A 24,390-nucleotide genomic window follows, 5' to 3' on the forward strand; every position below is an offset into this window, starting at 1 on the left:
CCGCCAGCCGATAGCCCATCTGGTAGACCGTAGAGAGGATGTCGAGCGTCGCATCTTCGTCCGCCACGTCGATACGCCAGGCATTGATAGCGATATCCTGCGTCGCGCTAGCCAGCGCACCGATTCCCGCCAGCAGTGAAAACCAGCCCATATTGCTGTCAGTTGGATTGCTCAGGCTCAACGCAATCAGGATGACGCCAAGCAAAATCTGCGCGGGCACGATCCACTGTTTGCGGCGGCCCAGCTTCGCAAACCCGGGTATGGTCACTTTGTCGATCAGCGGCGACCAAAGAAACTGGAAAGCGTAAGCCAGCCCGATAAGCGAAAATACGCCCATCGTTTCAAGCTCGACCTCGGCCTCCGACAGCCAGGCGTAAAGTGTGCCCAAGAACAGTGCGAACGGCAGGCCGCTGGCAAAACCAAATAACGCCATGAAGCCCGTCTTTTGGTTGCGCATGGCGCGGAACACCTCGCGCCAGCCAGGCTTCGCTTTCTTGACGGCTTCGGCCATGGATCCTCCAGCAGGCAATTCCCCGCGAGATTAGCGGCCACTGCGCGTTTGGAAAGCTGGAACAGGCGAACGTCACCAGCTAATGCGCCGGGATGAACGATCCCGCGAAACCCAAGGGCGAACGCCCAGCCCCGCGCAGCGGCGAACGCCCGGCCCCGCGCAGCGGCGAGCGTATCGCCAAATTGCTCGCCCGTGCCGGCGTGGCCAGCCGCCGCGAGGTCGAACGTATGATCGGCGAAGGGCGTATCGCGCTCGACGGCAAGGTGCTCGATACCGCGGCGACGATCATTCCCAACCTCAAGGGCGTGACGGTCGACGGCAAGCCGGTCGCGGCCGCTCCGCCGCCGATGCTGTTCCGGTTCAACAAGCCATCGGGCGTGCTGACCGCCGAGCGCGACTTTTCCGGCAAGCCGACGATCTACCATGCCTTGCGCAATGCCCTGCCCAAGGGCACTCCGCGGCTGATGCCGGTCGGGCGGCTCGACCTCAATACCGAAGGCCTGTTGCTGCTCACCAATGACGGCGAGCTCAAGCGCGCGATGGAACTGCCCGCCAGCGGCATCCCCCGCACCTACCGCGCGCGCGCCTTCGGCGACGTGTCGCAGGCCCAGCTCGAGGAGCTGATCCACGGGATCACCGTCGAAGGTGTCCGCTACGGCAAGATCGACGCCAATCTCGAGCGCCGGACCGGGCGCAACCAGTGGATCGAACTGACGCTGACCGAAGGCAAGAACCGCGAGGTCCGCCGGGTGCTCGAACATCTCGGGCTCAAGGTCTCGCGCCTGATGCGTACCGCCTATGGCCCGTTCCTGTTGGGCGACCTCGCCCGCGGCGCGGCGGAACAGGTCCCGCAGAAGGATGTCGAGCAGTTCCGCAAGCGCCTGCTCGGCGGCTCCGGCAGGTGAGGATCATCGCCGGCGAATGGCGCGGGCGGAAGCTGCTGGCGCCCGAAGGCAATGCCACGCGCCCGACGGCGGACCGCACGCGCGAGACCCTGTTCTCGATGCTGGTCAGCCGGATCGGCAGTTTCGAAGGCCTGCTGGTGGCGGATTTGTTTGCCGGCTCGGGCGCGCTCGGTCTCGAAGCGCTGTCGCGCGGAGCATCCGAAGCGATCTTCGTCGAGCAGGACCCCGCGGCGATCCGCGCCCTGCGCGCCAATATCGCCGCCCTGCGCGCGCAGCAGCGCTGCGATGTCAGGGCCGGTTCGGTGCTGGCGCTGGGTCCCACCAAGCGTCCCTGCGACCTGCTGCTGCTCGATCCGCCCTATGGCAGCGGCGCGGGCGCGGTGGCGATAGACAAGCTCGCGCGGCTGGGCTGGATCGCGCCCTCGGCGTGGATCAGCGTGGAAACGGGGCGCAACGAGGCGATCGATGTCAAGGGGTTCACGGTCGAAAGCACCCGCGATGTCGGCAAGGCGCGGCTGCACCTTCTTCGCCCGGAGCAAGCCTGAGCTAATCGCCGTCAGGCTGGTCCTCCGGCGGCTGGTCCTCCGGCGGCTTGTCGACCGGCAGCGGCTCGTCGATCTCGCTTGCGGGCCTGCCCGGCCAGTAATTGATCTCGGTCCCGCCCCAGTCGAAGCCGGCATCCTGCGGGTTGATGCAGGCGTCCTTCACATCGCCCTTGCAGACTTTCGTCTCATAGCCGTCGATCCGCACCACATCGGGCTTGCCGTCCTCGCCCACGGAAACGATTTCGACCTTTGGCTTGGCTTCGGCTTCGGGCGCGGCTTCCTCGTGATGGGCGGCAATTGCCGGGTTGGCCAGTAGCAGGGCGGTCGCGGCGATCGCTATCCTCTTCATGGGGTTTCTCCTTGGCTGCCCCCATTTTGGCAGAATTGACGGTCCATTCAAACCGCTCGTTCCGCCGGGTGCGAAAGTTACCGGCAAATCCGTCGCATGGACAGGTGCTTGCGCGCGTCCACGATGTTCCCTAGCTGTTCACTCGAGCCATGAGCAGCAATTCCCCCGATACCGCCCTGTCCGGCAGCACCGAGACACCGCCCTATGCGAGGGGACTCAACCAGCCGCAGCTTGAGGCGGTGCTGACGACCGAAGGCCCGGTGCTGATGCTGGCCGGCGCCGGAACCGGCAAGACCGCCGCACTCACCACGCGCCTCGCGCATCTCGTGGCGACCCGCAGGGCCTGGCCGAGCGAGATCCTGTGCGTCACCTTCACCAACAAGGCCGCCCGCGAAATGCGCGAGCGGGTCGGGCACCTGATCGGCGAGGCGGTCGAAGGCATGCCCTGGCTCGGCACATTCCATTCGATCTGCGCGCGGATGTTGCGGCGCCATGCCGAACTGGTGGGACTGCGGCCCAATTACACGATCATCGATCCCGACGACCAGCTGCGGCTCTTGAAGCAGATCATTGCCGCCGAAGACCTTGACGAGAAGCGCTGGCCCGCCCGCCAGCTCGCCGCGCTGATCGATCGCTGGAAGAATCGCGGCCTCAACCCGGGCGAGCTCGATGCAATCGAGAACGAGGCCTATGCCAACGGCAAGGGCCAGCATTTCTACCGGCTGTACCAGGAGCGGCTGAAGAGCCTCAATGCCTGCGATTTCGGCGATCTGATGCTGCACATGCTGAACATCTTCCGCCAGCATCGCGACGTCCTCGAACTCTACCAGCAGCGCTTCAAATACATCCTGGTCGACGAATACCAGGACACCAATGCGGTCCAGTATCTGTGGCTGCGGCTGCTCGCCCAGACCCGCAAGAACATCTGCGTGGTGGGCGACGACGACCAGTCGATCTATTCCTGGCGCGGGGCGGAAGTGGCCAACATCCTGCGCTTCGAAAAGGATTTTCCTGGCGCCAAGGTCATCCGCCTCGAACAGAACTACCGCTCGACCGCGCCGATCCTGGCGGCCGCATCCGGCCTGATATCGGCCAACAGCGAACGGCTCGGCAAGACGCTGTGGACCGAGCAGGATGGCGGCGACAAGCTCCGCGTCGTCGGGGTGTGGGACGGGCCCGAGGAAGCGCGCCGGGTCGGCGAGGAGATCGAGCGGCTCGACCGCGAAGGCGCCCCGCTCGATCGGGTCGCGATCCTCGTGCGCGCGCAATACCAGACCCGCGAATTCGAAGACCGCTTCATCCAGGTCGGGATCAATTACCGGATCGTCGGCGGCTTCCGCTTCTACGAGCGGGCCGAAATCCGCGACGCATTGGCATACCTGCGGGTCATCGCCCAGCCGCAGGACGACCTTGCCTTCGAGCGGATCTACAACCAACCCAAGCGCGGACTGGGGGCCAAGACGCTCGAGGCGATGCATCGCCATGCGCGTGCGACCGGATTGCCGCTGGCGGCGGCCTCGCTCCAGCTGGCCGACAGCGACGAACTGCCCAAGCGAGCGGCCGGGACCATCGCCAGCCTGTTGGCCGGTTTCCTGCGCTGGCGCGAATTGTCGGACCGGGTCGCCCCCGCCGAACTGTTGCGGACCGTGCTCGATGAGACCGGCTATACCGCGATGCTGCAGGCCGAGAAATCGGCCGAAGCCGCCGGAAGGCTCGAAAACCTTTCCGAACTCGCCCGGGCGATGGAGGAATACGAGACGCTGGGCGATTTCCTCGAACATGTCGCGCTGGTGATGGACAACGATGCCGCCGATGACGGCGCCAAGGTCACGATCATGACCATGCACGCAGCGAAAGGCCTCGAATTCGACAATGTCTTCCTGCCCGGCTGGGAGGAAGGGGTATTCCCCTCGCAGCGCGCACTCGATGAAGGCGGGCTGGCCGCGCTCGAGGAAGAGCGCCGCCTCGCCTATGTCGCGATCACCCGCGCGCGCCGCCGCTGCACGATCCTGCATGCCGCCAACCGGCGGATATACGGGCAATGGACCAGCTCGATCCCGTCGCGCTTCATCCACGATTTGCCCGAAGAGCAGATCGAGCAGGAGACGACGCTCGCCGGCGGGAAATCGCTGTGGCAGGCCAATTGGAGCGAACAGGACGATCCCTTTGCCCATCTTGCACGCGACCGGCCGCAACGCTCTCAGGCGCGGGGCCCCGGCTGGCAAAGGGCGCTTGCAACCGGTTACGACGCTACCCCCAAGCGGCTGGCCGAACCGGGCCGCAGCGCGGCTTCCTATGCCGCCAGGCCGCGCGGCGACATCGCGCCGGGCGCGCGGGTGTTCCACGACAAGTTCGGCTATGGGGAAGTGATCGGGCAGGATGGCAACAAACTCGAAATCGAGTTCGAGACCAGCGGGCGCAAGCGGGTGATCGACAGTTTCGTCGATCCGGCGGATTAGCCGCCGACCAGCATGCCCTGCTGGACGTGAAACTGGGTCGGCGCGAAATCGGTGAAGATGCGAACCCGCAAGCCTTTGTCCTGTGCGAAATCGAGCAGGATCTGCCGCGCGGCGGGGACATTCCCGGTCAGGTCGCCGGGATTCATGTCGGAATTGTCGAGATAGATCGCGCCGCCCGGGGCCAGGTGCCGGACCGCGAATTGCGCGCAATCCTCGCGCCAGGCGCCGTCGATCATGATGAAGTCGAATGCGCGATCGGGGACCATGTCGAAATAGTCCTCGCGCGACGTAGCAAGGAGCAGCTCGACATTGTCGCAGCCGCTCAGTTCCCGGCGAACGATGGCGTGCCAATGGGGATCAAGTTCGACCGACCATACCTGCCCTGCCCGATCGGCATACCAGCGGGTCGATTTGCCGGAGCCGAACTCGAGCATGGCCGACTGCCTGGTCAGGAGCCTGCCGATGACCGGCTGGGCGGAATAGGCGATCCAGGGCCTTGGCGGGCGATATCCGAACAGCTTGCGGCCGATACCGCCGGAAATCGCGCGCGGTCCGTTGCGAATCAATGCCGCGGAGCTGACCCGGTTTCCCAATTCATCGTGCAATCGCGACTTGCGGCGCTCGCTGCCCGCCCAGATCCGGCGGACCAGGCCGACCCTGTCAGGCATCAGCAACCGGAGTGGCGAGAAATCCCGGAACCGGACCGTTCCAGCCCTGTTCCGCGCTGTCCTCCGCGGCCGATGGCTTGTGCTCCTGCCGCTTCGATGCGGCCTTCGGCTTGGTGTCCCGCTGTTGCTTGGCCGGCCTGTCTGCCTGTGCATCCGGCCGCTTGCCGCTCTTGCCCTGCCGATCCGCCCTGCCCTTCCTTGCGGGCTTGTCCGGCTTGACCGGCTCGTCCTGGCCGGCGTCCACTGCGCGGCCGGACACGTCATCGAGCGAATAGACCGGGATCTTCATCCCGGTGAGCTTCTCGACATTGGCGATCGCCTCGCCGTCGTCTTCGGCCACGAAGGTGAAGGCCCGCCCCTTGGCGCCAGCGCGCCCGGTGCGGCCGATGCGGTGGACGTAATCGTCCGGGTGCCACGGCGTGTCGAAATTGAACACGTGGCTGACGCCCTTGATGTCGAGCCCGCGCGCGGCCACGTCCGAAGCAACAAGGATATTGATCTTGCCGTCCTTGAACCGCTGTAGCTCCGCGTTGCGCGATGACTGGTCCATGTCGCCGTGGATCTCGCCGACCGCGAAGCCGTCACGATTGAGGCTCTTGGCGAGTTCGCGCACGGTGGTCTTGCGGTTGCAGAAGATCAGCGCGCTGGAGACATCGTCGGTCCTCAGCAGGCGCCGCAGGACGTCGCGCTTTTCGCGCGCCTTCACCTTCACCTTGTGCTGGGCGATGTTGATATTCGCGGTTGCGGGGCGCGCGACTTCGATCTTCTTCGGATTGGTCAGGAACTTGTCCGCCAGCCGCTCGATCGGCGGCGGCATGGTCGCGGAAAACAACAGTGTCTGGCGGTTGGCCGGAAGCTTGGTGCAGATGAACTCGATATCGGGAATGAACCCCATGTCGAGCATGCGATCGGCTTCGTCGATCACCAGCAATTCGCAGCCATTCAGGAGGATCTTGCCGCGCTCGAACAGGTCCATCAGCCGGCCGGGGGTGGCGATCAGCACGTCGACGCCTTCGTTGAGCGCCTTGACCTGGTCGCCCATCTGCACGCCGCCGATCAGCAGCGCCATCTTGAGATCGTGATTCTTGCCGTATTTCTCGAAATTCTCGGCCACCTGGGCCGCCAGTTCGCGCGTCGGCTCGAGGATCAGCGAGCGCGGCATCAGAGCGCGCCGCCTGCCATGCGCGAGAATGTCGATCATCGGAAGGACGAAACTGGCGGTCTTGCCCGTTCCGGTCTGGGCGATGCCGATGATGTCCTTCATCATCTGGATCGCGGGGATCGCTTGCGCCTGGATCGGCGTGGGCGTGTCGTAACCAGCGGATTCGACCGCTTTCATCAATTCGTCTGACAGGCCGAGATCGGCAAATTTCATAAAGTCGTCTTGTCCGGGTAAAGGGCGCGGCAATTGCTGCCGCGGCCCAAATTGCGAAATGCCCGAAGGGCGCATCGGATTGCGCGCGGCCTATGCCGATATATCCGCCAAAGTCAAGGAATGGCTCGGCATGCCGGCCTTGCAGCGAGCCTATTCCTCCACCGCGACAAGCTGGCGGAACTGATCGACTGCGCATTTCGTGCCGGCCCTCGACTGGAGCAGGTCGCGATTGATGCAGAGCATGCCGTCCTCATTCCGCTCGAGATAGAAGCCCGAATAGAAATCTTCCGGCTTGCAGGTCTTTTCGAGCCTGGCGGTCAGGATTCGCCGGTCTCTCAGGAACAGGATCAGCTTGTTCTCGTTGCCGGTCTGGACGCCGGAAATGCGGCTGACCCGGACGCACTTGCCCATCACGCGCTCCTCGATCCTGGTCGCGGCTTCCCCCCGCGGCAGTTGCGCCAGCAGGTCCTGCCGGCTTGCCTGCGGTCGCGGCGTGATCCGTACGGTAACCCGCTGCTCGATCCGCACCTGGCCGGATTTTTGGGGCTCCCGCGCATCCAGCATCACGCGGAAGGGCCGATCTTCACCCTTATCGAACGCGGTCATTTCCTGCTCCGCCGCCTCGGGCGAAAGGCGATCCTTCGGCGTCCCCTGCGGCGCTTGGGCCAGCGCCAACTGCATGACCAGGGCAGCTTGTGCCAGAAGGATTGCGGAATTCAACATTCGCGGATGCGTCTCTCTCGGCCCCCAACTTGGCCCGCCAAGCCAGCCTCCATAATCCGATCGCTTGAATATCCGCTTAACCTGACAAATCGTCCTTGCAAGCGCGAGATCGTCGCAAATGCTGGCGAGCTGAATCGAAATGGTGCATGAGCCGCCCTCGAAATGACCGAAACTGCGACCTTCCTCGAGGATGCTGCTGCACTCCTGGGCCCGCGCGGACTAACCCGCGACCCGGAATTGATGGACCCCTGGCTGACCGATTGGCGGGGCCGCTTCAGCGGGGCAGCCCTGGCCATGGCCTCTCCCGCATCGACCGGGGAAGTCGCCGCTCTGGTGAGGCTTTGCGGCAAGCATGGTGTCGCGATCGTACCCCAAGGCGGCAACAGCGGGATGTGTGGCGGGGCAACCCCGGACAAGAGCGGCCAGGCGATCCTGCTCTCGCTGCGGCGGATGAACGCGATCCGCTCGCTCGACCGGGAAAGTCACCAGGCGGTCTGTGAAGCGGGGGTCATTCTTCAGACCCTGCATGAAGCTGTCGAGGCCGAAGGCATGCGCTTTCCCTTGACGCTTGGCGGCAAGGGTTCGGCCACGATCGGGGGCCTGATCTCGACCAATGCCGGCGGCACCCAGGTCCTGCGCCATGGCTCGATGCGCGCGCAGGTGCTTGGCATCGAGGCGGTGTTGGCTGACGGCAGCGTGTTCAACGCGTTGACTCCGCTGAAGAAGGACAATCGCGGCTTCGATCTCAAGCAGCTGCTGATCGGATCGGAAGGCACTCTGGGTATCGTGACCGCGGCGACCCTGCGCCTGCTCCCCGCCCTGACGGACCGGATCGTGCTGTGGGCCGGCATAAGCTCGCTCAAGGCCGCGCGCATGCTGTTGCTCCACTGCCAGAAGGTGGCCGGTGACGCGCTCGAGGGCTTCGAAGTCATGCCCCAGACGACCCTGGACGATGTCGTCGCGCATCTTCCCGCTGGTCGCCAGCCCTTGCAGGATCGACACGAATGGCATGCCCTGATCGAGCTGGTCGCAATGAGGGGAAGCGCGGGTGAGCTGCGGGACCTGGCCGAGAGCGTGCTGACAAGCGCATTCGAGAAGGGGCTCCTCGACGACGCCGTGATCTCGAGCAATGAAGCGCAGGCCGAGGCGTTCTGGCTGCTCAGGGATTCGATCGCCCCGGCGGAGCGCGAAAAGGGCCCGGCCGTTCAGCACGACATCTCCGTTGCGGTCGAACAGATGCCGGAATTCGTCGAAGCAGCGGTACCGGCCATCGAACAGGCATGGCCCGGGACCCAGGCCCTGGCTTTCGGGCATCTCGGAGACGGCAATATCCATTTCCACGTCATTGCACCGCCAGGCGTCGACAACCTCGAATGGCAGGAAGGCGATGGCAAGAAGATCAGCGGCCAGGTCTACGAACTGGTCACCCGATGGAACGGGTCGATCAGCGCCGAACACGGAATTGGCCAGCTCAAGCGAGACGATCTTGGCCGCCTGGGCGATCCCGTCTCGCTTTCCATGATGCGAGCGGTCAAGCAGGCGCTGGACCCGGCCGGCCTCCTCAATCCGGGAAAACTCGTCCCGCTTGCACCGGGGCAAGACACACACTAAAGCCCCCGCTTCAACGGTCGCGGCATCTGCCGCAATGATGATTTTCAGACCTCGGAGAGATGTCCATGGCCAGCGAGCCAACCACCAAGCTGCCAATGTTCTACAACGACCTGATGCCGCTCAACCTGCGGGATCACAAGGGCTGGAAAAGCCGCAAGGCCGACAGGGCGAGCTGGCTCGAGAACCAGCATGCAGTCCCCCTCACGGTCGAGGAATTTCCGCTCGCAATGCGTCATTTCCCGATCGTGTTTTCGTCGGGCGAAAACCCGGTGCCGCTGGCCTTGTTCGGACTGAACGAGGGGATCAACGTGTTCATGGACAGCGACGGCAAGATAACCGAGGAAATCTATCTTCCCGCCTATGTGCGTCGCTATCCGTTCCTGCTCGCCAGGCTCGATCCCAAATCGGACAACATGTCGCTGTGCTTCGATCCGTCGAGCGGGCTGCTGGGCGAGTTCAAGGAAGGCGACGAGATGTTCGTCGACGACAAGCCTTCGGATTTCACCCAGGGCGTCATGAAGTTCTGCGAGAACTTCGAGCAGGCGGGCCAGCGGACCCAGTTTTTCGTCGACGAGCTCAAGAAGAACGAGCTGTTGATGGAAGGCGAGGTTGCGATCCAGCGGACCGGTGCGGAAGAAGGCGCGCCGCCCTTCGTTTATCGCGGCTTCAAGATGGTGAACCAGGAGAAGTTCAAGGAAGTTCCAGGCGACAAACTTGTCGAATGGAACAAATCGGGGTTTCTGACACTGGTCCAGGCCCATTTCCTGTCGCTCGACCTGCTGCGGGTCATCTTTGCCAAGCAGACAGCGCAGGGCAAAGGCCCCGGGGCACAATCCGCTTCCAACGGCGCAGCAAAATCCTGAGAAGAAAAAACATGAGAAACAAGGTGTAAGCCTTGGCCTTCGTGGTTCGGCGATACCGCAGTACTTGCTTTTCTCTTGATTAGGACTATCTTTACCAAGTCCAGTTCAGCTCCCCTCATGGCTGATTTGGATTGACGCACGAAACTGCGTCACCTCCCTGTACCTTGGCCACCTCGTGCGCTTGCACGAGGTGGTTTTTTCATCTCGCATCCTTGCCTATTCGGCCGCCTGGGCAGTCTGGCTGCCACGGCCCAAAGCCGCGACTTCGCCGGCCAGCCTCCTGACCAGCACCGCGATTGTCTCGACCACCGAATCGAGTTCCCTTCCAGGTTCGGTCAAGCGGCCATCGAGATAGGACGCACGACAGATCTCGAGCTGGATCGCATTGAGGCCCCTGGCGGGAGCGGAATGGCGATCGAGCACATAGCCGCCGGCATAGGGCCGATTATGGGCCGCGGGCTGCCGCAAGCGGGACAGTTCGTCGAACGCGGCCGCGCACAACGTGCCATCGCAGGTCGCGCCGAACCGGTCACCGATGACGAATATGGGCGCCTTTTCCCCGCTCAGCCTTCGGGGCAGCGGCGGCATCGAATGGACGTCGATCAGCAATGCCGCGCCCCAGCGATCGCGAAGCTTCCGCATGCTCGCTTCCAGCGCTTCGTGATAGGGCTTGTGGACCCCCTCGATGCGGGCGTCGAGTTCGGAGCGTTCGAGACGGCGGGACCAGATCTCCCCCAATCCCGGCAATCGCCTGGGCACCAGTCCCAGCCCGCTTCGAGCACGCCGGCCGATCCGTGCACCGTCTCGCCCCGGTGAGCCATCGCTGGCGAGCATCTCCCAGTCCATCTCGTCGATCGCGCGATTGAGATCGATCATCGCCCGCGGCGCATGGGCGACCAGCAGCGCCGCCCCGGTCTTGCGCGCCACTGCCGCGGCCACGAGATCGACAAAGCGATCCTCGAGCTTGAGCGCGGCCGGACCGGGATGGCGCATCTCGCCGATCAGCCGGGACGGGTAGTTTCGCCCGGCATGCGGCACCGCGATCAGGATCGGCACCGGCGATGGTTCCGGAAAGCTCAGGTTGAAGGCAGCCTGCCCGCCCGAACCGGGGATCGTTCCGCCGGCGATGCCTTGCGAATCGGCCAGGTGCATGTGATCCCGATCGGACATGGATGCGTGCTGGCGGCAAAGCGAAGCTGTGTCAAAGCTGGTCAGGTGAATTTCGTGGCAAGAATATTAACGGCATTTGCGCTAGTGTGATAGCTTACAGATTAACCCAAAGGGCCAACCATGATCCGAATCCTCCTTGCCGAAGACGAGGAAGCGATGCGCACCTATCTTGCGCGTGCGCTGGAAAATGCCGGTTATGAAGTTGTCGCGGTCGATCGCGGTACGGCTGCGCTCCCGCTGCTGGAAGAACAGCGGTTCGACCTGCTCCTGTCCGACATCGTGATGCCCGAAATGGACGGCATCGAGCTCGCCCAGCGGTGCTCGGAGATCAGCCCCGAAACCAAGGTGATGTTCATCACCGGCTTCGCGGCGGTGACGATGAAGGCCGGACGCGAAGCGCCGAATGCCAAGGTGCTCTCCAAGCCGTTCCACTTGAGGGACCTGGTCGCGGAGGTCGAACGGATTTTCGAGGACCAGGCGACCGCACGCATCTGACGGGCGGCAATCTGCCACTTGCGCAGATCGCGGACCGCAGCTAAACGGCCCGCCTGCCGGTGATCCGGCAAGGCAAATGGCTCGGGCGTATAGCTCAGTGGTAGAGCACTGTGTTGACATCGCAGGGGTCGGAAGTTCAACTCTTCCTACGCCCACCATTTGTCCGCAGGCGTCGCGTTCGCGGCGCCTTTTTGCTTGCCGGGGCGCGCAAATGGCGCCTGCCTTGCACCCGGCGGCGCACCTGCTAAGGCAAATGCAACTCCTCCTTACTCCAGCCGACAGGGGCTTTCATGGCGAAGATCAAGGTTCAAAACCCGGTCGTCGAAATCGACGGCGATGAAATGACGCGGATCATCTGGCAATGGATCCGCGAACGGCTGATCCAGCCCTATCTCGATATCGACCTCAGATATTTCGACCTTGGGATCGAAAAGCGCGACGAAACCCGCGACCAGATCACCGTCGACGCCGCCAACGCGATCAAGCAGCACGGAGTGGGCGTGAAATGCGCCACTATCACCCCGGACGAGGCGCGGGTGGAGGAATTCGGCCTCCACGAGATGTACAAGAGCCCCAACGGCACGATCCGCAACATCCTTGGCGGAACGATCTTCCGCGAGCCGATCGTGATCCAGAACGTGCCGCGGCTGATCCCCGGCTGGACCGATCCGATCGTGGTTGGCCGCCATGCCTATGGCGACCAGTACCGCGCGACCGACTTTCTCGTCCCCGGCCCCGGCAAGCTCCGCCTCGTGTTCGAGGGCGAAGACGGCCAGGTGATCGACCGCGAGGTGTTCGACTTCCCGTCAAGCGGCGTCGCCATGTCGATGTACAACCTCGACGATTCGATCATGGATTTCGCCCGGGCGAGCATGAATTACGCGCTCGATCGCGGCTGGCCGCTGTACCTCTCGACCAAGAATACCATCATCAAGGCCTATGACGGGCGCTTCAAGGACCTGTTCCAGCAGGTGTTCGAAACCGAAGGCTTCAAGAAGAAGTTCGCCGAAGCCGGGATCGAATACCAGCACCGCCTGATCGACGACATGGTCGCCTCCGCGCTCAAGTGGAGCGGCAAGTTTGTGTGGGCCTGCAAGAACTATGACGGCGACGTGCAGTCCGACCAGGTCGCGCAGGGCTTCGGCTCGTTGGGCCTGATGACGAGCGTGCTGATGACGCCTGACGGCAAGACGGTCGAATCCGAAGCCGCGCACGGCACCGTCACCCGCCACTATCGCCAGCACCAGCAGGGCAAGGCGACCAGTACCAACCCGATCGCATCGATCTTCGCCTGGACCCGCGGGCTGATCTATCGCGGCCGCTTCGACAACACGCCCGATGTCGTGCGCTTCGCCGAGACGCTCGAACGGGTCTGCATCGAATGCGTCGAAAGTGGCAAGATGACCAAGGACCTCGCCTTGCTGATCGGGCCGGACCAGGCGTGGATGACGACCGAGCAATTCTTCGAAGCGATCGTGGAAGCGCTCGAGGCGGAAATGGCCGGCTGGGAGTGAGGCCTGGATGACCAAGGCCCGCCTCATCGTCCGGCAGGCCGAAAGCGGCGACGTCAGCGCCATCGATGCGCTCGCAAGGCGTGTCTATGAAGAATTCGTACCCTATACTCAGGGTGAAATTCGCGGGCAGATCAATAACTTCCCGCAGGGATGCTTTGTCGCTATCCTCGACGACAGGCTGGTGGGATATTGCGCTTCGATCCGCATTGCCGAGGCTAAGGCGCTCGCTCCCCATAGCTGGGACGAGATAACGGGAAACGGTTACGGAAGCCGCCACGACCCGACGGGCGACTGGCTCTACGGCTACGAGATGTGCGTCGACCCGAAGGTTCGCGGCACCAGGCTCGGGCGCAGGCTCTATGAAGAACGCCGCAAACTGGCCGAGCGCCTCGAACTGAAGGGCATCGCCTTCGGCGGCAGGATGCCGAACTTTGCGCGCTATCGTCGGCGGGTTTCCGACCCGCAGGATTATCTCGAACAGGTCGTCGCCGGGAAACTGCATGACCCCGTGCTGCGCTTCCAGCTCGCCAACGGCTTCGAGCCGACCGGCATCCTCATGAACTACCTTCCGGAAGATGTGAAATCGAAGGGCAACGCGATTCACATGGTCTGGCGCAACCCCTTCGTCGACCAGGACGAAGGCCAACAGTTCCGGATTCCCCGCGACGTCGAGAGCGTGCGGATCGCCACCTGCCAGTTGCAGGCGCGCGCGGTCCGGGATTTCCGCGAGTTCTGCGGCCAGATCGAATATTTCGTCGATGTCGCGTCCGATTACGAGGCCGATTTCATCGTCTTCCCTGAACTGTTCACGCTGATGTTGTTGAGCTGCGAGGAGCAGGAACTCTCTTCGCTCGAAGCGATCGAAAAGCTCAGCAGCTACACGCCGAAGATACGCAAGATTCTCTCGGAAATGGCACTGCGCTTCAACATCAACATTATCGGCGGCGCCCATCCGACCCGGATGGACGATGGCGACATTCACAATGTCGCCTATGTCTGCCTGCGCGATGGTTCGGTCCATGAACAGGAGAAGATCCATCCGACACCGAACGAGGCCTATTGGTGGAACATCAAGGGCGGGGATTCGATCGACGTGATCCAGAGCGATTGCGGCCCGATCGGCGTGCTGATCTGCTACGACGCCGAATTCCCCGAATTGGCCCGCCGGCTGGTCGACGAAGGCGCACGGATTATCTTCGTCCCGTTCTGTACAGACAGCCGCCAGGGCTATCTGCGAGTCCGCTATTGCGCCCAGGCCAGGGCGATCGAGAACCAGTGCTTTGTGGTGATGAGCGGGAATGTCGGCAACCTCCCCAATGTCGCCAATATGGACATCCAGTACGCCCAAAGCTGCATCCTGACCCCGTGCGATTTCCCCTTCGCCCGCGATGGCATCGCAGCGGAAGCCAGCGAAAACGTCGAAACCCTGACGATCAGCGACGTAAACCTGGCCGACCTTGCCTGGGCGCGGGCGGAGGGCACCGTGCGCAACCTGCATGACCGGCGCTTCGACCTTTACCGCATCGAGTGGGAAGATGGGGCCGGCGTCGAAACGATGCCCGAAGGCCCGCCGCCATCCCACAAGGGCAGCCCGGGAGGCGGTTAGGTCTTTAGCGGAGCGGTCACCCGCTCGCGGCGGAAGCCCTGTCCGATGATCCGCCCCGGGATCCGCCGCAAGACGGGAAACCGGTCGAGCAGCCTGATCGCGAGCGGGGCCCTGGTAATCGGCCGGCCGCCTAGCACCGCGCCGATGATATTGTCCTGCGCCAGCTTCTGACCCCGCTGAATGAGCCGGGTCGGCAGTTCGCGGCGCGCCTGGACCTTGTGCAGGCTGTCATCGGCGTGTTCGTTACTTGCAAGTGGTTCCGCCAGCAAATTTGCGGTTGCGACCGCGTCCTGGATCGCGAGGTTGATCCCGATCCCGCCGATCGGGCTCATCGCATGGGCGGCATCGCCGATCGCCAGCAGGCCGGGCCTGTGCCACCGGTCGAGCCGGTCGAGCGCGACGCTGAGCGTGAACAGGTCGGCGGCCGATTGCGGCGAGCCTTCCTCGGGGAAGCTCAGGTCGGGAAAGGCCTCGCGCATCTGTTGCATCAGCCAGGGAATGCCCCTGGCCTTGACCGCCTCGGCATTGCCCTTGCTCACGAGGAAGGCCGCCTGCCAATAGCTCCGGCGATCGATCAGCACCGCCATTCGCCCGGTATCGACCGATCCGCGCAGCAAATCGCCGGGATTGTCTTGCTTCGGCAATTTGAACCACAGGACGTCCATCGGCGCCCCGAGCCGGGTCAGCGGCAACAGTTCCTGCTTGCGGACCAGCGAGCCGCGTCCGTCGCACATGAGGACCAGCTTTCGCGCGTGGAGTTCCTGGCCACCTGAAAGCCTTACACCGATTGCGCGCCCCTCGCTTTCGACCAGGCCGACCACTTCATGCTCCATAGCCAGCTCGAATGTCGGGAAAGCCGCTGCTTCGTCCCTCAGGAAATCAAGGAAATCCCATTGCGGCATGAGCGCGATGAACGGGGCCGGACTGTCGAGATGGCTGAGGTCGCCGATGATATATTCGCGTCCCGCGATCCGGATCTGGGCGCTGTCGACCTTGTTGTGCGGTCGCTCGAGGAAACGCTCCAGCAGGCCGAGATCGGCGAGCACTTCCATGGTCGAGGGGTGGACCGTGTCGCCCCGGAAATCGCGGAAGAAATCGGCGTGCTTCTCAAGCACCTGCACATCGATACCCGCGCGCGCCAGCAGCAGCCCGGCCATCATCCCCGCGGGCCCGCCGCCGACAACCAGCACATCAGCCGTTGTCTTGTTCATCCTAATCGGGCCATACTGCGCTGCAGCACAGCAGGGGTATCGATGGCGCACGGCGATTTCACTTCCAGTTTCCTTTCCGATGCGCTGGTGATCCTCGGCGCGGCCGGCCTTATCATACCCGTCTTTGCGCGGTTTCGCATCACGCCCGTAATCGGCTTTATCCTGGTCGGCGTGGCGGTCGGGCCGTTCGGCCTCGGCAAGCTGGTCTATGAGCAGCCCTGGCTCGGCTATTTCACCATAACCGATCCCGAGCGGCTCGAACCGTTCGCCGAATTCGGCATCATCCTGCTGCTGTTCGCGATCGGCCTGGAACTTTCGTTCAACCGCTTGTGGGCCATGCGAAAGCTGGTCTTCGGCCTTGGCGCGCTCGAGCTGATCGTGATCTCGAGCCTGCTGACGGCCTTCCTCGCGATGATGGGGCAATACTGGACCGGCGCACTTGGCCTCGGCCTCGCGCTTGCCCTGTCTTCGACGGCTCTGGTGCTGCAAATTACGGGGACGCAGACCCCGGTCGGCCGGGCAGCGCTTGCCATGCTGCTGTTCGAGGATATCGCGATCGTCCCGATCGTTTTCCTCCTCGGTGCGCTTGCGCCCTATGCCGCGAGCGAGGGCGCCGAAGGACTTGTGGAAACCCTGTGGCAGGGAGCTCTGGTGGTGATCGCACTGCTGGTTCTCGGGCGCTTCGCCCTGCCGCGCCTGTTTGCCCAGGCCGCGCGGACCAAGAGCCCCGAACTGTTCCTCGCCGCGAGCCTGCTGGTGGTGATCGGCGCCAGCCTTGCGACCGCGGCGGCAGGGCTCTCCGCGATCGTCGGGGCGCTGATCGCCGGGCTGCTGATCGCGGAAACCGAATATCACACCGAAGTCGAACACATCACCGAGCCGTTCAAGGGCCTCGCCCTGGGCGTGTTCCTGATCACGGTCGGGATGGGTATCGACTTGACGACGATCTGGGCCAATCTCGGCCCGATCGCCCTCGCCGTGGTTGGGGTCCTGACCCTGAAGGCGCTGGTGACCGGGGTTCTCCTGCGACTGATGGGTGCGCGGCGCGGAACGGCGACCGAGACCGGCATCCTGATGGCGAGTCCCTCCGAAACCACGCTGATCGTACTCGCGGCGGCGACACAGGCGATGCTGATCCAGCCAGGCACGGCGCAATTCTGGCAGATCGTGACCGCAATCGGCCTCACCATCACGCCCTTGCTGGCAAAGCTTGGACGCCATATCGGGCGTCGGGTCGATCCGACTCCCACGCTAGAGGAAGTGGGAGCCGACCCGCACGAACCCCATGTCATCATCCTTGGCTTCGGGCGTGTCGGACGGCTTGTCGCCGACATGCTCAAGGCCCACGGCAAGCCCTATATCGCACTCGACGGCAACAGCGACCTGATCGACCGGGCCCGGCGCGATGGCTATGCCGCGACTTTCGGCGACGCCGCGCGCGGGAGAGTGCTGGAGCGGATTGGAATCGATCGAGCTCCGGCGGTCGTGCTGACCATGGACGAGCCGATCCTGGCGCAAAGGCTGGTGCGCAAGCTCCGTCAGGATTACCCGGGGCTGAAAATCATCGCCCGGGCCCGCGATACCGAGCATGCCGCGCAACTCTACCGCAGCGGGGCAACCCATGCGGTGCCGGAAACGCTGGAGGCCTCGCTCCAGCTTTCGGAGGCGGTGCTGGTCGACCTGGGCGTGGCGATGGGCCCGGTGATCGCCTCGATCCACGAAAAGCGCGACGAATATCGTGCGCAGATCCAGCAAGAAGCTGCGCTCGAGCACAAGCCCAAGCTGCGCACAAGCACCGCAGAGGGCTAGGGAATTGAGCGAATTGCCAAGGCCCGAGCGGCGATCGGATTGCAGCCGGTGCGCGGCGCTGTGCTGCATCGCCTATCCGGCGGAGGAGATGCCGGGATTTTCCGCCAGCAAGAATGCCGGGGAACCGTGTCCCAAGCTCGATGCCTGCGGGCGATGCACGATTTACGATCGACGCGAGGAGGAGGGATTTGCCGGCTGCATCCAGTACGAATGTTTCGGCGCGGGCCAGCACGTGGTGCAGCATCTGTTCGGGGGAAAGGACTGGCGCGACGACCCGGCCCTGCTCGAACCGATGATCGAGAGCTTCCTCGCGGTCAGGAAAGCCTGCGACCTGTTGTTCCTTGTCGATTATGCGCGCGAACACTGCGCTTCGCCAGGCCGGGAATCACTCCTGCATGACGCCGAAACGGCGTTGATCGAATTCGCGTCAACCAGGGAAGGCGCGGCAGATCCGGCCCGCCTCAAGCAAATCGAACCGGTCCTGCCCGAGCTCGTGAGGGAAGCGGGATACCGGCCGCAATTCAGCCCGGCCGGCCGACCGTAACCACAAGATCGCCCGCGCCTTTCACGCTGATCGATCCGCCCCGCGGAATTGTGAACTGGCGATTGAAGCCGAGCGTATCGCTGCCCTCGCCTTCGCACGCCGCAAGCGGCTGGGTCCAGGTGACGTTGATGCTGTAGGCATCCGGCTCCTGCTGCCAGTTGCGGCGGCTGATATTGAAATTGATCTGGTGGTTGCTCGAATAGGATCGGTTCGCCATCAGCGGCTCGCCATCGCAAGGCCCGATGAATTCGTTCTTCGACTGGGAGAAGCTCGCGCTCCCATATTGCGGACCCAGCCGCAGCGTGCCCGACCACAGGACATCGGCCCCTGCGCGGATTTCGACCGACACGGTTTCGACCCCGCCAGTCCCGTCAGCCGCCGTCAGCGGTGCCAAGGCAACCGAAGTCTCGGCGCGATCCTGTGCCGCCGCCGCGTTTGTCATGCCAATGGCCATGGTGGCCAGCGTTGCTGTCTTCAGGAACTTGCCCATGAGCGCTTCCTCCCGGTTCCAGTTGGCCGGGATTGTGGCCTCAGGAACTTAACGCCGCCTTTACCGCCGCAATTGCCGCGTCGGCCTTCGAGCCGTCAGGCCCGCCGCCCTGCGCCATATCGGGGCGGCCGCCGCCGCCCTTCCCGCCCAGCGCCGCGACCCCGGCCTGGACCAGTTTCACCGCATCGAGGCGGCCGGTCAGATCGTCGGTGACGCCAACCGCGAAGCCGGCCCGGCCATCATTGACCGCAACGATCGCGGCGACACCCGAACCCATCCGCTTCTTGGCTTCGTCGAGCAGGCCACGCAATTCCTTGGGATCCAGCCCCTGGATGACCTGTCCGGAAAACGCGACCCCGCCGACCTCCTCGTCGGCTGCGGCGGCAGGAGCGGCACCGCCACCGCCCAGGGCCAGCGCCTTTTTCGCTTCGGCCAGCTCCCGTTCGAGCCGCTTGCGCTCGTCGACCAGCGCGGCAACCCGCGCCTCGACTTCGTCGGGCGAGGTCCTGAGCGTTGCCGCGACCGATTTCAGCGCCGCTTCCTTGCCGATCAGCCATTGCCGCGCGCCTTCGCCGGTCAGCGCCTCGATCCTGCGAACGCCCGACGAGACCGCGCTCTCCGAGACGATCCGGAAAATCCCGATATCGCCGGTCGCGCGGACATGGGTCCCGCCGCACAGTTCGACCGAATAGGATTTGCCCGAACCCTGCCAGTTCGAGCGGCCCATCGACAGGACGCGGACTTCCTCGCCGTATTTTTCGCCGAACAGCGCCAGCGCGCCGGCTGCGACCGCATCGTCGGGCGTCATCAGCCGCGTACCGACCGGCTCATTGTGGCGGATCTCGGCATTCACCTCGGCCTCGATCGCTGCGATTTCCTCGTCGGACAGCGCCTTGGGATGCGAGAAGTCGAACCGCAGCCGGTCCTCGGCCACCAGCGAGCCCTTCTGGGTGACATGTTCGCCCAAATGGTTGCGCAGCGCCGCATGCAGCAGGTGGGTCGCCGAATGGTTCGCGCGGATCGCATCGCGGCGCCCGGCATCGACCTCGAGCCGGACCGTGTCGCCAACCGCAATCGTCCCGCTTTCGATCCGGCCCTGCATCGCATGCAGGCGGCCAAGCGGCTTCGACGTGTCGGAGATTTCGATCCTGAGGTCGCCCGCCCCGGTAATCGTTCCGGCATCGCCGACCTGCCCGCCGCTCTCGCCATAGAATGGCGTCTGGTTGGTGAGGACGATCGCGTCGCTCCCGGCGGCTGCGGATGGCACTTCCTTGCCATCGACCACCAGCGCCACCACCTGGCCTTCGCCCGATGTCGAGACATAGCCGGTGAATTCGCTCGCGCCTTCGCGCTCGGCGATGTCGAACCACACTTCCTCGTCGGCGGCCGCGCCCGAACCCTTCCAGGCCGCGCGGGCGGCCTCCTTCTGGCGCTCCATCGCGACATCGAAGCCGGCGCGGTCGATCCCGATCCCGCGATTGCGCAAGGCGTCTTCGGTGAGATCGTAGGGAAATCCGTAAGTGTCATAGAGCTTGAACGCGGTTTCGCCGGGCAGCTGGTCGCCCTCGGCCATGTTGCCGGTTTCCTCGTCGAGCAGCCTGAGGCCCTTTTCGAGCGTCTGGCGGAAGCGGGCTTCCTCGCGCTCGAGCACTTCCTCGATCAAGGCCTGGGCGCGGACCAGTTCGGGATAGGCATGGCCCATCTCGTCGACCAGTGCGGGGACCATGCGATGGAGCAGCGGTTCTTCGGCGCCGAGCAGATGCGCATGGCGCATCCCGCGGCGCATGATCCGCCGCAGAACATAGCCGCGGCCCTCATTCGATGGCAGCACGCCGTCCGCCAACAGGAAACTCGTCGATCGCAAATGGTCCGCAATCACCCTGTGGCTGGCCTGCTTGTCACCCGCCGCCTTCACCCGGGTGAGGCTTTCGGAAATGTCGATCAGCTTGCGGAATGTGTCGGTTTCGAACACCGAATGGACGCCCTGGAGCACCGTCGAAATGCGCTCGAGGCCCATTCCGGTATCGATACTGGGGCGCGGGAGATCACCAATGATTTCGTCCGCTTCCTGCACATGCTGCATGAAGACGAGGTTCCAGATCTCGACGAAGCGGTCGCCGTCCTCGTCGGGCGAGCCGGGCGGCCCGCCGGGAATGTCGGGGCCGTGATCCCAGAAGATCTCCGAACACGGTCCGCACGGGCCGTCCGAGCCCATCGCCCAGAAATTGTCCTTGGTCGGGATGCGGATGATCCGGTCCTCGGGCAGGCCGGCGATCTTCTTCCACAGATCGTAGGCTTCGTCGTCGGTGTGGTAGACCGTGACCGTCAGGCGGTCCGCGGGCAGGCCGTATTCCCTGGTCACCAGACCCCAGGCGAGCTCGATCGCGCGGTCCTTGAAATAGTCGCCGAAGGAGAAATTGCCGAGCATCTCGAACAGGGTGAGGTGCCGCGCGGTATAGCCGACATTGTCGAGATCATTGTGCTTGCCGCCGGCCCGGACGCATTTCTGGGAGCTAGCGGCGCGCGGCGCCGGCGGCGTCTCCAGGCCGGTGAAGATGTTCTTGAACGGCACCATCCCGGCATTGACGAACATCAGCGTCGGATCGTTATAGGGAACGAGCGGCGCCGACGGCAGGACAAGGTGCTCGTTTGCCTCGAAATAATCGAGGAATGTGCGGCGGATATCGTTCGATGAACTCATGGGCACGCAGTTAGGGACAAGCGGCCCGTGCGACAAGCCTGCAAATCCCGCGAAACCGGCGCAAGTCGCGGACGGTCAGGCGCGCCTGGCGGTGACGATCCAGGCCGCGGCGCCCAGGGCGACAAGGCCGTCGACCGCCATCGCTTCGAGCACCTCGCGCATCCGGGCGAGCAGGTCGGCCCTCGCGGCCTCGTCGGACTCGGCGAGAACATTGGCCGCGGGGCCGATCTTCGAGAAATAGGCCAGCGCGTCCTCGACCGGATCCTCGCCCGCTCCGGCAATCATGGCAAAGTCGTATGGTTCGAGTTCGACATCCGACCAGCCGGCCGCCGAAAGGATCGCGCGCACCCTATCCGGATTGGCAAATGCCATCGGGCCGGGAGCCTCGGGATCCGGCGGGGTCTCGGGACGGGGCAGCAACCGGCCGATGGCGCTGAAGATCTCGTTCTCGGCCGGACCGCGGAAGCAGGAGAACAGCATGTTGGCGCCGGGCGCCGAAATTGCGGCCAGGTGCGCGAACGCCGCGACCGGATCGGCAAAGAACATTACCCCGTGGCGCGAAATGAGCAAATCGGGAGCAAAGCTCTCGTCCGGGATCCACGTCGATGCATCGCCCACCTCAAAGCGGACATTGGCGAGGTTGGCCGCGCGCGACCTGGACGCCTCCACCAGCCGGGCCGAGATATCGACCCCGAGGACATGCGCTTCGCTGTTCGCACGCGCCATTGCGAGCGAGAGTTCCCCCGCCCCGCAGCCGATATCGAGCACCGATAAGAACCGGAACTCGCGGGTCCTGGCCAGGAGCTTTTCGGTCAGGCTGCCAAAGCTGCGGTCGGTGCGGCGCCATTCGGCTGCCCAGGCGTCGCCGGCGCTGCCCTCCCATTCGAAGCGGTTGTTCATGTTCTTCCTCGCAACCTCGCGGCCGGTGAACCAGTGCGCCATCGACCTTGATCGCATCAAGGCCGGGTGCTCCAGGAGCTTGTCTCGCCGCGATTTCCAGGTCGACTGATGATTCAGTCCGGCTCGAAATCGCTCTAGCGCCGCCGCCTGCGACTGGCCACGAAAAAGGCCGGCACGCCGCCCCGAAGGACCTTGTGCCGGCCTCATTTCGCAAGCGCCCGCCAGATGGCGGCGCTTCTTGAGGATCAGTCTTCGGGGTCCGCGTCCGGCCCTGTCATCATCTCCTCGGCGACCACGTCGGTCCGGCCGCGAATGGCGGCTTCCAACTTGTCGCAAATCTCGGGGTTGTCCTTGAGGTATTGCTTGGCATTCTCGCGCCCCTGGCCGATCCGCACGCTGTCATAGCTGAACCAGGCGCCGGACTTCTCGACCAGCCCGGCCTTGACGCCAAGGTCGATAATCTCGCCGACCTTGGAAATGCCTTCGCCATACATGATGTCGAATTCGACCTGCTTGAAGGGCGGCGCGACCTTGTTCTTGACCACCTTCACCCGCGTGGCATTGCCGACGATTTCGTCGCGATCCTTGACCTGGCCGGTGCGGCGGATGTCGAGCCGGACCGAGGCGTAGAATTTGAGCGCATTGCCGCCGGTCGTGGTTTCGGGATTGCCGTACATCACCCCGATCTTCATGCGCACCTGGTTGATGAAGATCACCATGCAGCGCGAACGGCTGATCGAGCCGGTGAGCTTGCGCAGCGCCTGGCTCATCAGCCGGGCCTGCAGGCCGACATGGGCATCGCCCATCTCGCCTTCGATTTCGGCCCGCGGAACCAGCGCGGCGACCGAATCGACCACCAGCACGTCGACCGCATTCGACCGCACCAGCGTATCGACGATCTCGAGCGCCTGTTCGCCGGTATCGGGCTGCGACACGATCAGCTCGTCGATATCGACCCCGAGCTTCTTGGCATAGGCCGGATCGAGCGCGTGTTCGGCATCGACGAAAGCGGCAGTGCCACCCAGCTTCTGCGCTTCGGCGATCGCATGCAGTGCCAGCGTGGTCTTGCCGGAACTTTCCGGACCGTAGATCTCGATCACCCGGCCGCGCGGCAGGCCGCCGATCCCGAGCGCGATATCGAGCCCCAACGAACCGGTGGAGATCGCCTCGATCTCGATCGCCTCGCGGCTGCCGAGCTTCATCGCCGAGCCCTTGCCGAAGGCCCGATCGATCTGCGCGAGAGCGGCTTCGAGCGCCTTCTGACGATCCAAGTCCTGTTCCTTTTCCACCAGTTTCAAATTCGTCGCCATGTGCGGCCTCCATCGCTTGCCCGTGCCAACCGGAAAGGTCAACAGAGCGTCGATGTATCCTATTTGTTCTTGTGGAACAAGAGTGGAACAGAATTTTTCCAACCGGGCTCCAAGGCTCGGAATTCCGCCTATTCTTCGCTCTCGGCCGCGAAATAACGAATGTTCCAGGCAAATTTCTCGGCGCGATTGGCGGCGATCGTCCGCTCGAGCGTCCATTGCCCGTCCTCGACCGACAGGCCGCGCAGCCTTTCCCTGATCCGCCACTCGCCCGAGGGGCCGAGCTTGAGCTTGATCGTCACCGGTTCGGGATTGGCGTTGGTGATCACCGCACTGAGCGGCACCCAGGGATAGCCGGGATCATAGGGGCTGACTTCGCTGTCCGTGGTGCAGGTCGCGAAAACCTGGCTGCTTTGCGCGATCTCGAGCTCGACATCCTGGCCTTCGGCGTGGTCGCGCAGCCAGTCTTCCCCGACCAGCAGTTCGCCATCGGCCGATTGCTCGAACATCGTCACCCCGCCCATCGGCAAGGCCGCCCCAAGCCCGTGATCCTCGTCGTTCTCGGTTTCGAGGACGATCTGCATGCCGAGCGGTTCGAGGTCATCGTTCCAGACCTCGCATTGGCTGCGATAGA

Annotated in this window: 21 protein-coding genes, 1 tRNA gene and 1 pseudogene; 11 read left to right on the forward strand and 12 right to left on the reverse strand. The window is 64.0% G+C overall.

Translation table 11 applies throughout. From position 1 onward, the window contains the following. Positions 1 to 511, reverse strand: a 511-nt coding sequence (locus AC16XC_RS07470; RefSeq protein ID WP_484034021.1) for an MFS transporter, incomplete at its 3' end; no start/stop codon positions are given. Between the two features lie 92 nt (positions 512 to 603). Here AC16XC_RS07470 and AC16XC_RS07475 point away from each other — a divergent pair. After that, positions 604 to 1,416, forward strand: a complete 813-nt coding sequence (locus tag AC16XC_RS07475; protein WP_484034022.1) for a pseudouridine synthase — start codon at positions 604 to 606, stop codon at positions 1,414 to 1,416. Then, the gene (gene rsmD / locus AC16XC_RS07480; RefSeq protein ID WP_484034023.1) at positions 1,413 to 1,961 is read left to right on the forward strand and encodes a 16S rRNA (guanine(966)-N(2))-methyltransferase RsmD; all 549 of its coding nucleotides are present in this window, start codon (positions 1,413 to 1,415) and stop codon (positions 1,959 to 1,961) included. Before AC16XC_RS07475 ends, rsmD begins: the two co-directional genes overlap by 4 nt. Position 1,962: 1 nt before the next feature. On the opposite strand, the gene AC16XC_RS07485 is transcribed toward rsmD, so the two are convergent. Further along, positions 1,963 to 2,310 carry a hypothetical protein gene (locus AC16XC_RS07485; protein WP_484034024.1) on the reverse strand — a complete coding sequence of 116 codons (348 nt, stop codon included), beginning with the start codon at positions 2,308 to 2,310 and terminating at the stop codon, positions 1,963 to 1,965. Between the two features lie 149 nt (positions 2,311 to 2,459). Here AC16XC_RS07485 and AC16XC_RS07490 point away from each other — a divergent pair, with 149 nt between their 5' ends. Beyond that, positions 2,460 to 4,769 carry an ATP-dependent helicase gene (locus tag AC16XC_RS07490; protein ID WP_484034025.1) on the forward strand — a complete coding sequence of 770 codons (2,310 nt, stop codon included), beginning with the start codon at positions 2,460 to 2,462 and terminating at the stop codon, positions 4,767 to 4,769. On the opposite strand, the gene AC16XC_RS07495 is transcribed toward AC16XC_RS07490, so the two are convergent. The 3 genes from AC16XC_RS07495 to AC16XC_RS07505 all read right to left on the reverse strand — a co-directional run bounded on the left by AC16XC_RS07495 (position 4,766) and on the right by AC16XC_RS07505 (position 7,535). Continuing rightward, the gene (locus AC16XC_RS07495; RefSeq protein WP_484034026.1) at positions 4,766 to 5,437 is read right to left on the reverse strand and encodes a class I SAM-dependent methyltransferase; all 672 of its coding nucleotides are present in this window, start codon (positions 5,435 to 5,437) and stop codon (positions 4,766 to 4,768) included. The genes AC16XC_RS07490 and AC16XC_RS07495 overlap by 4 nt on opposite strands. Further along, entirely contained in the window at positions 5,430 to 6,812 is a 1,383-nt protein-coding gene (locus AC16XC_RS07500; RefSeq protein WP_484034027.1) for a DEAD/DEAH box helicase, read from the reverse strand. Before AC16XC_RS07500 ends, AC16XC_RS07495 begins: the two co-directional genes overlap by 8 nt. 150 nt (positions 6,813 to 6,962) lie before the next feature. After that, positions 6,963 to 7,535 (reverse strand): hypothetical protein, encoded by a 573-nt coding sequence (locus AC16XC_RS07505; RefSeq protein ID WP_484034028.1) that lies wholly within the window; start codon positions 7,533 to 7,535, stop codon positions 6,963 to 6,965. 162 nt (positions 7,536 to 7,697) lie between these two features. On the opposite strand from AC16XC_RS07505, the gene AC16XC_RS07510 reads away from it, so the two are divergent. After that, positions 7,698 to 9,146 carry an FAD-binding oxidoreductase gene (locus AC16XC_RS07510; protein ID WP_484034029.1) on the forward strand — a complete coding sequence of 483 codons (1,449 nt, stop codon included), beginning with the start codon at positions 7,698 to 7,700 and terminating at the stop codon, positions 9,144 to 9,146. 65 nt (positions 9,147 to 9,211) lie between these two features. Beyond that, on the forward strand, positions 9,212 to 10,009 hold the full coding sequence (locus AC16XC_RS07515; protein ID WP_484034030.1) for a SapC family protein: 798 nt from the start codon (positions 9,212 to 9,214) through the stop codon (positions 10,007 to 10,009). 216 nt (positions 10,010 to 10,225) lie between these two features. Here the strand turns inward: AC16XC_RS07515 and AC16XC_RS07520 are convergent, their stop codons facing one another. Next, positions 10,226 to 11,179 carry an N-formylglutamate amidohydrolase gene (locus tag AC16XC_RS07520; protein ID WP_484034031.1) on the reverse strand — a complete coding sequence of 318 codons (954 nt, stop codon included), beginning with the start codon at positions 11,177 to 11,179 and terminating at the stop codon, positions 10,226 to 10,228. Positions 11,180 to 11,299: 120 nt separating this feature from the next. On the opposite strand from AC16XC_RS07520, the gene cpdR reads away from it, so the two are divergent. From cpdR to AC16XC_RS07540, 4 genes are all read left to right on the forward strand, one after another. Further along, positions 11,300 to 11,674: a cell cycle two-component system response regulator CpdR gene (gene cpdR / locus AC16XC_RS07525; RefSeq protein ID WP_484034032.1), complete on the forward strand. Its 375-nt coding sequence runs from the start codon at positions 11,300 to 11,302 to the stop codon at positions 11,672 to 11,674. An 83-nt stretch (positions 11,675 to 11,757) separates the two neighbouring features. Next, positions 11,758 to 11,832: transfer RNA gene (locus AC16XC_RS07530), tRNA-Val, on the forward strand. A 132-nt stretch (positions 11,833 to 11,964) separates the two neighbouring features. Next, the gene (locus AC16XC_RS07535) at positions 11,965 to 13,188 is read left to right on the forward strand and encodes an NADP-dependent isocitrate dehydrogenase (RefSeq protein ID WP_484034033.1); all 1,224 of its coding nucleotides are present in this window, start codon (positions 11,965 to 11,967) and stop codon (positions 13,186 to 13,188) included. A gap of 7 nt (positions 13,189 to 13,195) precedes the next feature. Beyond that, positions 13,196 to 14,794 (forward strand): GNAT family N-acetyltransferase, encoded by a 1,599-nt coding sequence (locus AC16XC_RS07540; RefSeq protein WP_484034034.1) that lies wholly within the window; start codon positions 13,196 to 13,198, stop codon positions 14,792 to 14,794. Here the strand turns inward: AC16XC_RS07540 and AC16XC_RS07545 are convergent. Further along, positions 14,791 to 16,005: an FAD-dependent oxidoreductase gene (locus AC16XC_RS07545; RefSeq protein WP_484034035.1), complete on the reverse strand. Its 1,215-nt coding sequence runs from the start codon at positions 16,003 to 16,005 to the stop codon at positions 14,791 to 14,793. The genes AC16XC_RS07540 and AC16XC_RS07545 overlap by 4 nt on opposite strands. Positions 16,006 to 16,047: 42 nt before the next feature. Here AC16XC_RS07545 and AC16XC_RS07550 point away from each other — a divergent pair, with 42 nt between their 5' ends. Both AC16XC_RS07550 and AC16XC_RS07555 read left to right on the forward strand, forming a co-directional pair. Beyond that, entirely contained in the window at positions 16,048 to 17,814 is a 1,767-nt protein-coding gene (locus tag AC16XC_RS07550) for a cation:proton antiporter domain-containing protein (RefSeq protein ID WP_484034036.1), read from the forward strand. 4 nt (positions 17,815 to 17,818) lie between these two features. Next, the gene (locus AC16XC_RS07555; RefSeq protein WP_484034037.1) at positions 17,819 to 18,358 is read left to right on the forward strand and encodes a hypothetical protein; all 540 of its coding nucleotides are present in this window, start codon (positions 17,819 to 17,821) and stop codon (positions 18,356 to 18,358) included. Here AC16XC_RS07555 and AC16XC_RS07560 read toward each other — a convergent pair. From AC16XC_RS07560 to AC16XC_RS07580, 5 genes and pseudogenes are all read right to left on the reverse strand, one after another. Beyond that, positions 18,336 to 18,848, reverse strand: coding sequence for a hypothetical protein (locus AC16XC_RS07560; RefSeq protein WP_484034038.1), 513 nt, complete (start codon positions 18,846 to 18,848; stop codon positions 18,336 to 18,338). The genes AC16XC_RS07555 and AC16XC_RS07560 overlap by 23 nt on opposite strands. Before the next feature lie 40 nt (positions 18,849 to 18,888). Further along, positions 18,889 to 21,549, reverse strand: a complete 2,661-nt coding sequence (gene alaS / locus AC16XC_RS07565) for an alanine--tRNA ligase (RefSeq protein WP_484034039.1) — start codon at positions 21,547 to 21,549, stop codon at positions 18,889 to 18,891. Between the two features lie 75 nt (positions 21,550 to 21,624). Beyond that, on the reverse strand, positions 21,625 to 22,506 hold the full coding sequence (locus AC16XC_RS07570) for a class I SAM-dependent methyltransferase (RefSeq protein WP_484034040.1): 882 nt from the start codon (positions 22,504 to 22,506) through the stop codon (positions 21,625 to 21,627). A gap of 188 nt (positions 22,507 to 22,694) precedes the next feature. Beyond that, a complete protein-coding gene (recA, locus tag AC16XC_RS07575; protein WP_484034041.1) occupies positions 22,695 to 23,759 on the reverse strand; it encodes a recombinase RecA in 1,065 nt (354 codons plus the stop codon). Positions 23,760 to 23,887: 128 nt separating this feature from the next. Further along, positions 23,888 to 24,390, reverse strand: a pseudogene (locus AC16XC_RS07580) (hypothetical protein); the annotation flags it as partial.

This window comes from Candidatus Andeanibacterium sp. (assembly GCF_057143545.1).

Coding starts and splice junctions, on each gene's coding strand:
- recA (WP_484034041.1), bottom strand. CDS start 23,759: ATGGCGACGAATTTGAAACTGGTGGAAAAGGAACAGGACTTGGATCGT.
- AC16XC_RS07535 (WP_484034033.1), top strand. CDS start 11,965: ATGGCGAAGATCAAGGTTCAAAACCCGGTCGTCGAAATCGACGGCGAT.
- cpdR (WP_484034032.1), top strand. CDS start 11,300: ATGATCCGAATCCTCCTTGCCGAAGACGAGGAAGCGATGCGCACCTAT.
- AC16XC_RS07570 (WP_484034040.1), bottom strand. CDS start 22,506: ATGCGATCAAGGTCGATGGCGCACTGGTTCACCGGCCGCGAGGTTGCG.
- AC16XC_RS07490 (WP_484034025.1), top strand. CDS start 2,460: ATGAGCAGCAATTCCCCCGATACCGCCCTGTCCGGCAGCACCGAGACA.
- AC16XC_RS07505 (WP_484034028.1), bottom strand. CDS start 7,535: ATGTTGAATTCCGCAATCCTTCTGGCACAAGCTGCCCTGGTCATGCAG.
- AC16XC_RS07540 (WP_484034034.1), top strand. CDS start 13,196: ATGACCAAGGCCCGCCTCATCGTCCGGCAGGCCGAAAGCGGCGACGTC.
- AC16XC_RS07495 (WP_484034026.1), bottom strand. CDS start 5,437: ATGCCTGACAGGGTCGGCCTGGTCCGCCGGATCTGGGCGGGCAGCGAG.
- AC16XC_RS07500 (WP_484034027.1), bottom strand. CDS start 6,812: ATGAAATTTGCCGATCTCGGCCTGTCAGACGAATTGATGAAAGCGGTC.
- AC16XC_RS07515 (WP_484034030.1), top strand. CDS start 9,212: ATGGCCAGCGAGCCAACCACCAAGCTGCCAATGTTCTACAACGACCTG.
- AC16XC_RS07520 (WP_484034031.1), bottom strand. CDS start 11,179: ATGTCCGATCGGGATCACATGCACCTGGCCGATTCGCAAGGCATCGCC.
- AC16XC_RS07475 (WP_484034022.1), top strand. CDS start 604: ATGAACGATCCCGCGAAACCCAAGGGCGAACGCCCAGCCCCGCGCAGC.
- AC16XC_RS07485 (WP_484034024.1), bottom strand. CDS start 2,310: ATGAAGAGGATAGCGATCGCCGCGACCGCCCTGCTACTGGCCAACCCG.
- AC16XC_RS07510 (WP_484034029.1), top strand. CDS start 7,698: ATGACCGAAACTGCGACCTTCCTCGAGGATGCTGCTGCACTCCTGGGC.
- alaS (WP_484034039.1), bottom strand. CDS start 21,549: ATGAGTTCATCGAACGATATCCGCCGCACATTCCTCGATTATTTCGAG.
- AC16XC_RS07545 (WP_484034035.1), bottom strand. CDS start 16,005: ATGAACAAGACAACGGCTGATGTGCTGGTTGTCGGCGGCGGGCCCGCG.
- AC16XC_RS07550 (WP_484034036.1), top strand. CDS start 16,048: ATGGCGCACGGCGATTTCACTTCCAGTTTCCTTTCCGATGCGCTGGTG.
- AC16XC_RS07560 (WP_484034038.1), bottom strand. CDS start 18,848: ATGGGCAAGTTCCTGAAGACAGCAACGCTGGCCACCATGGCCATTGGC.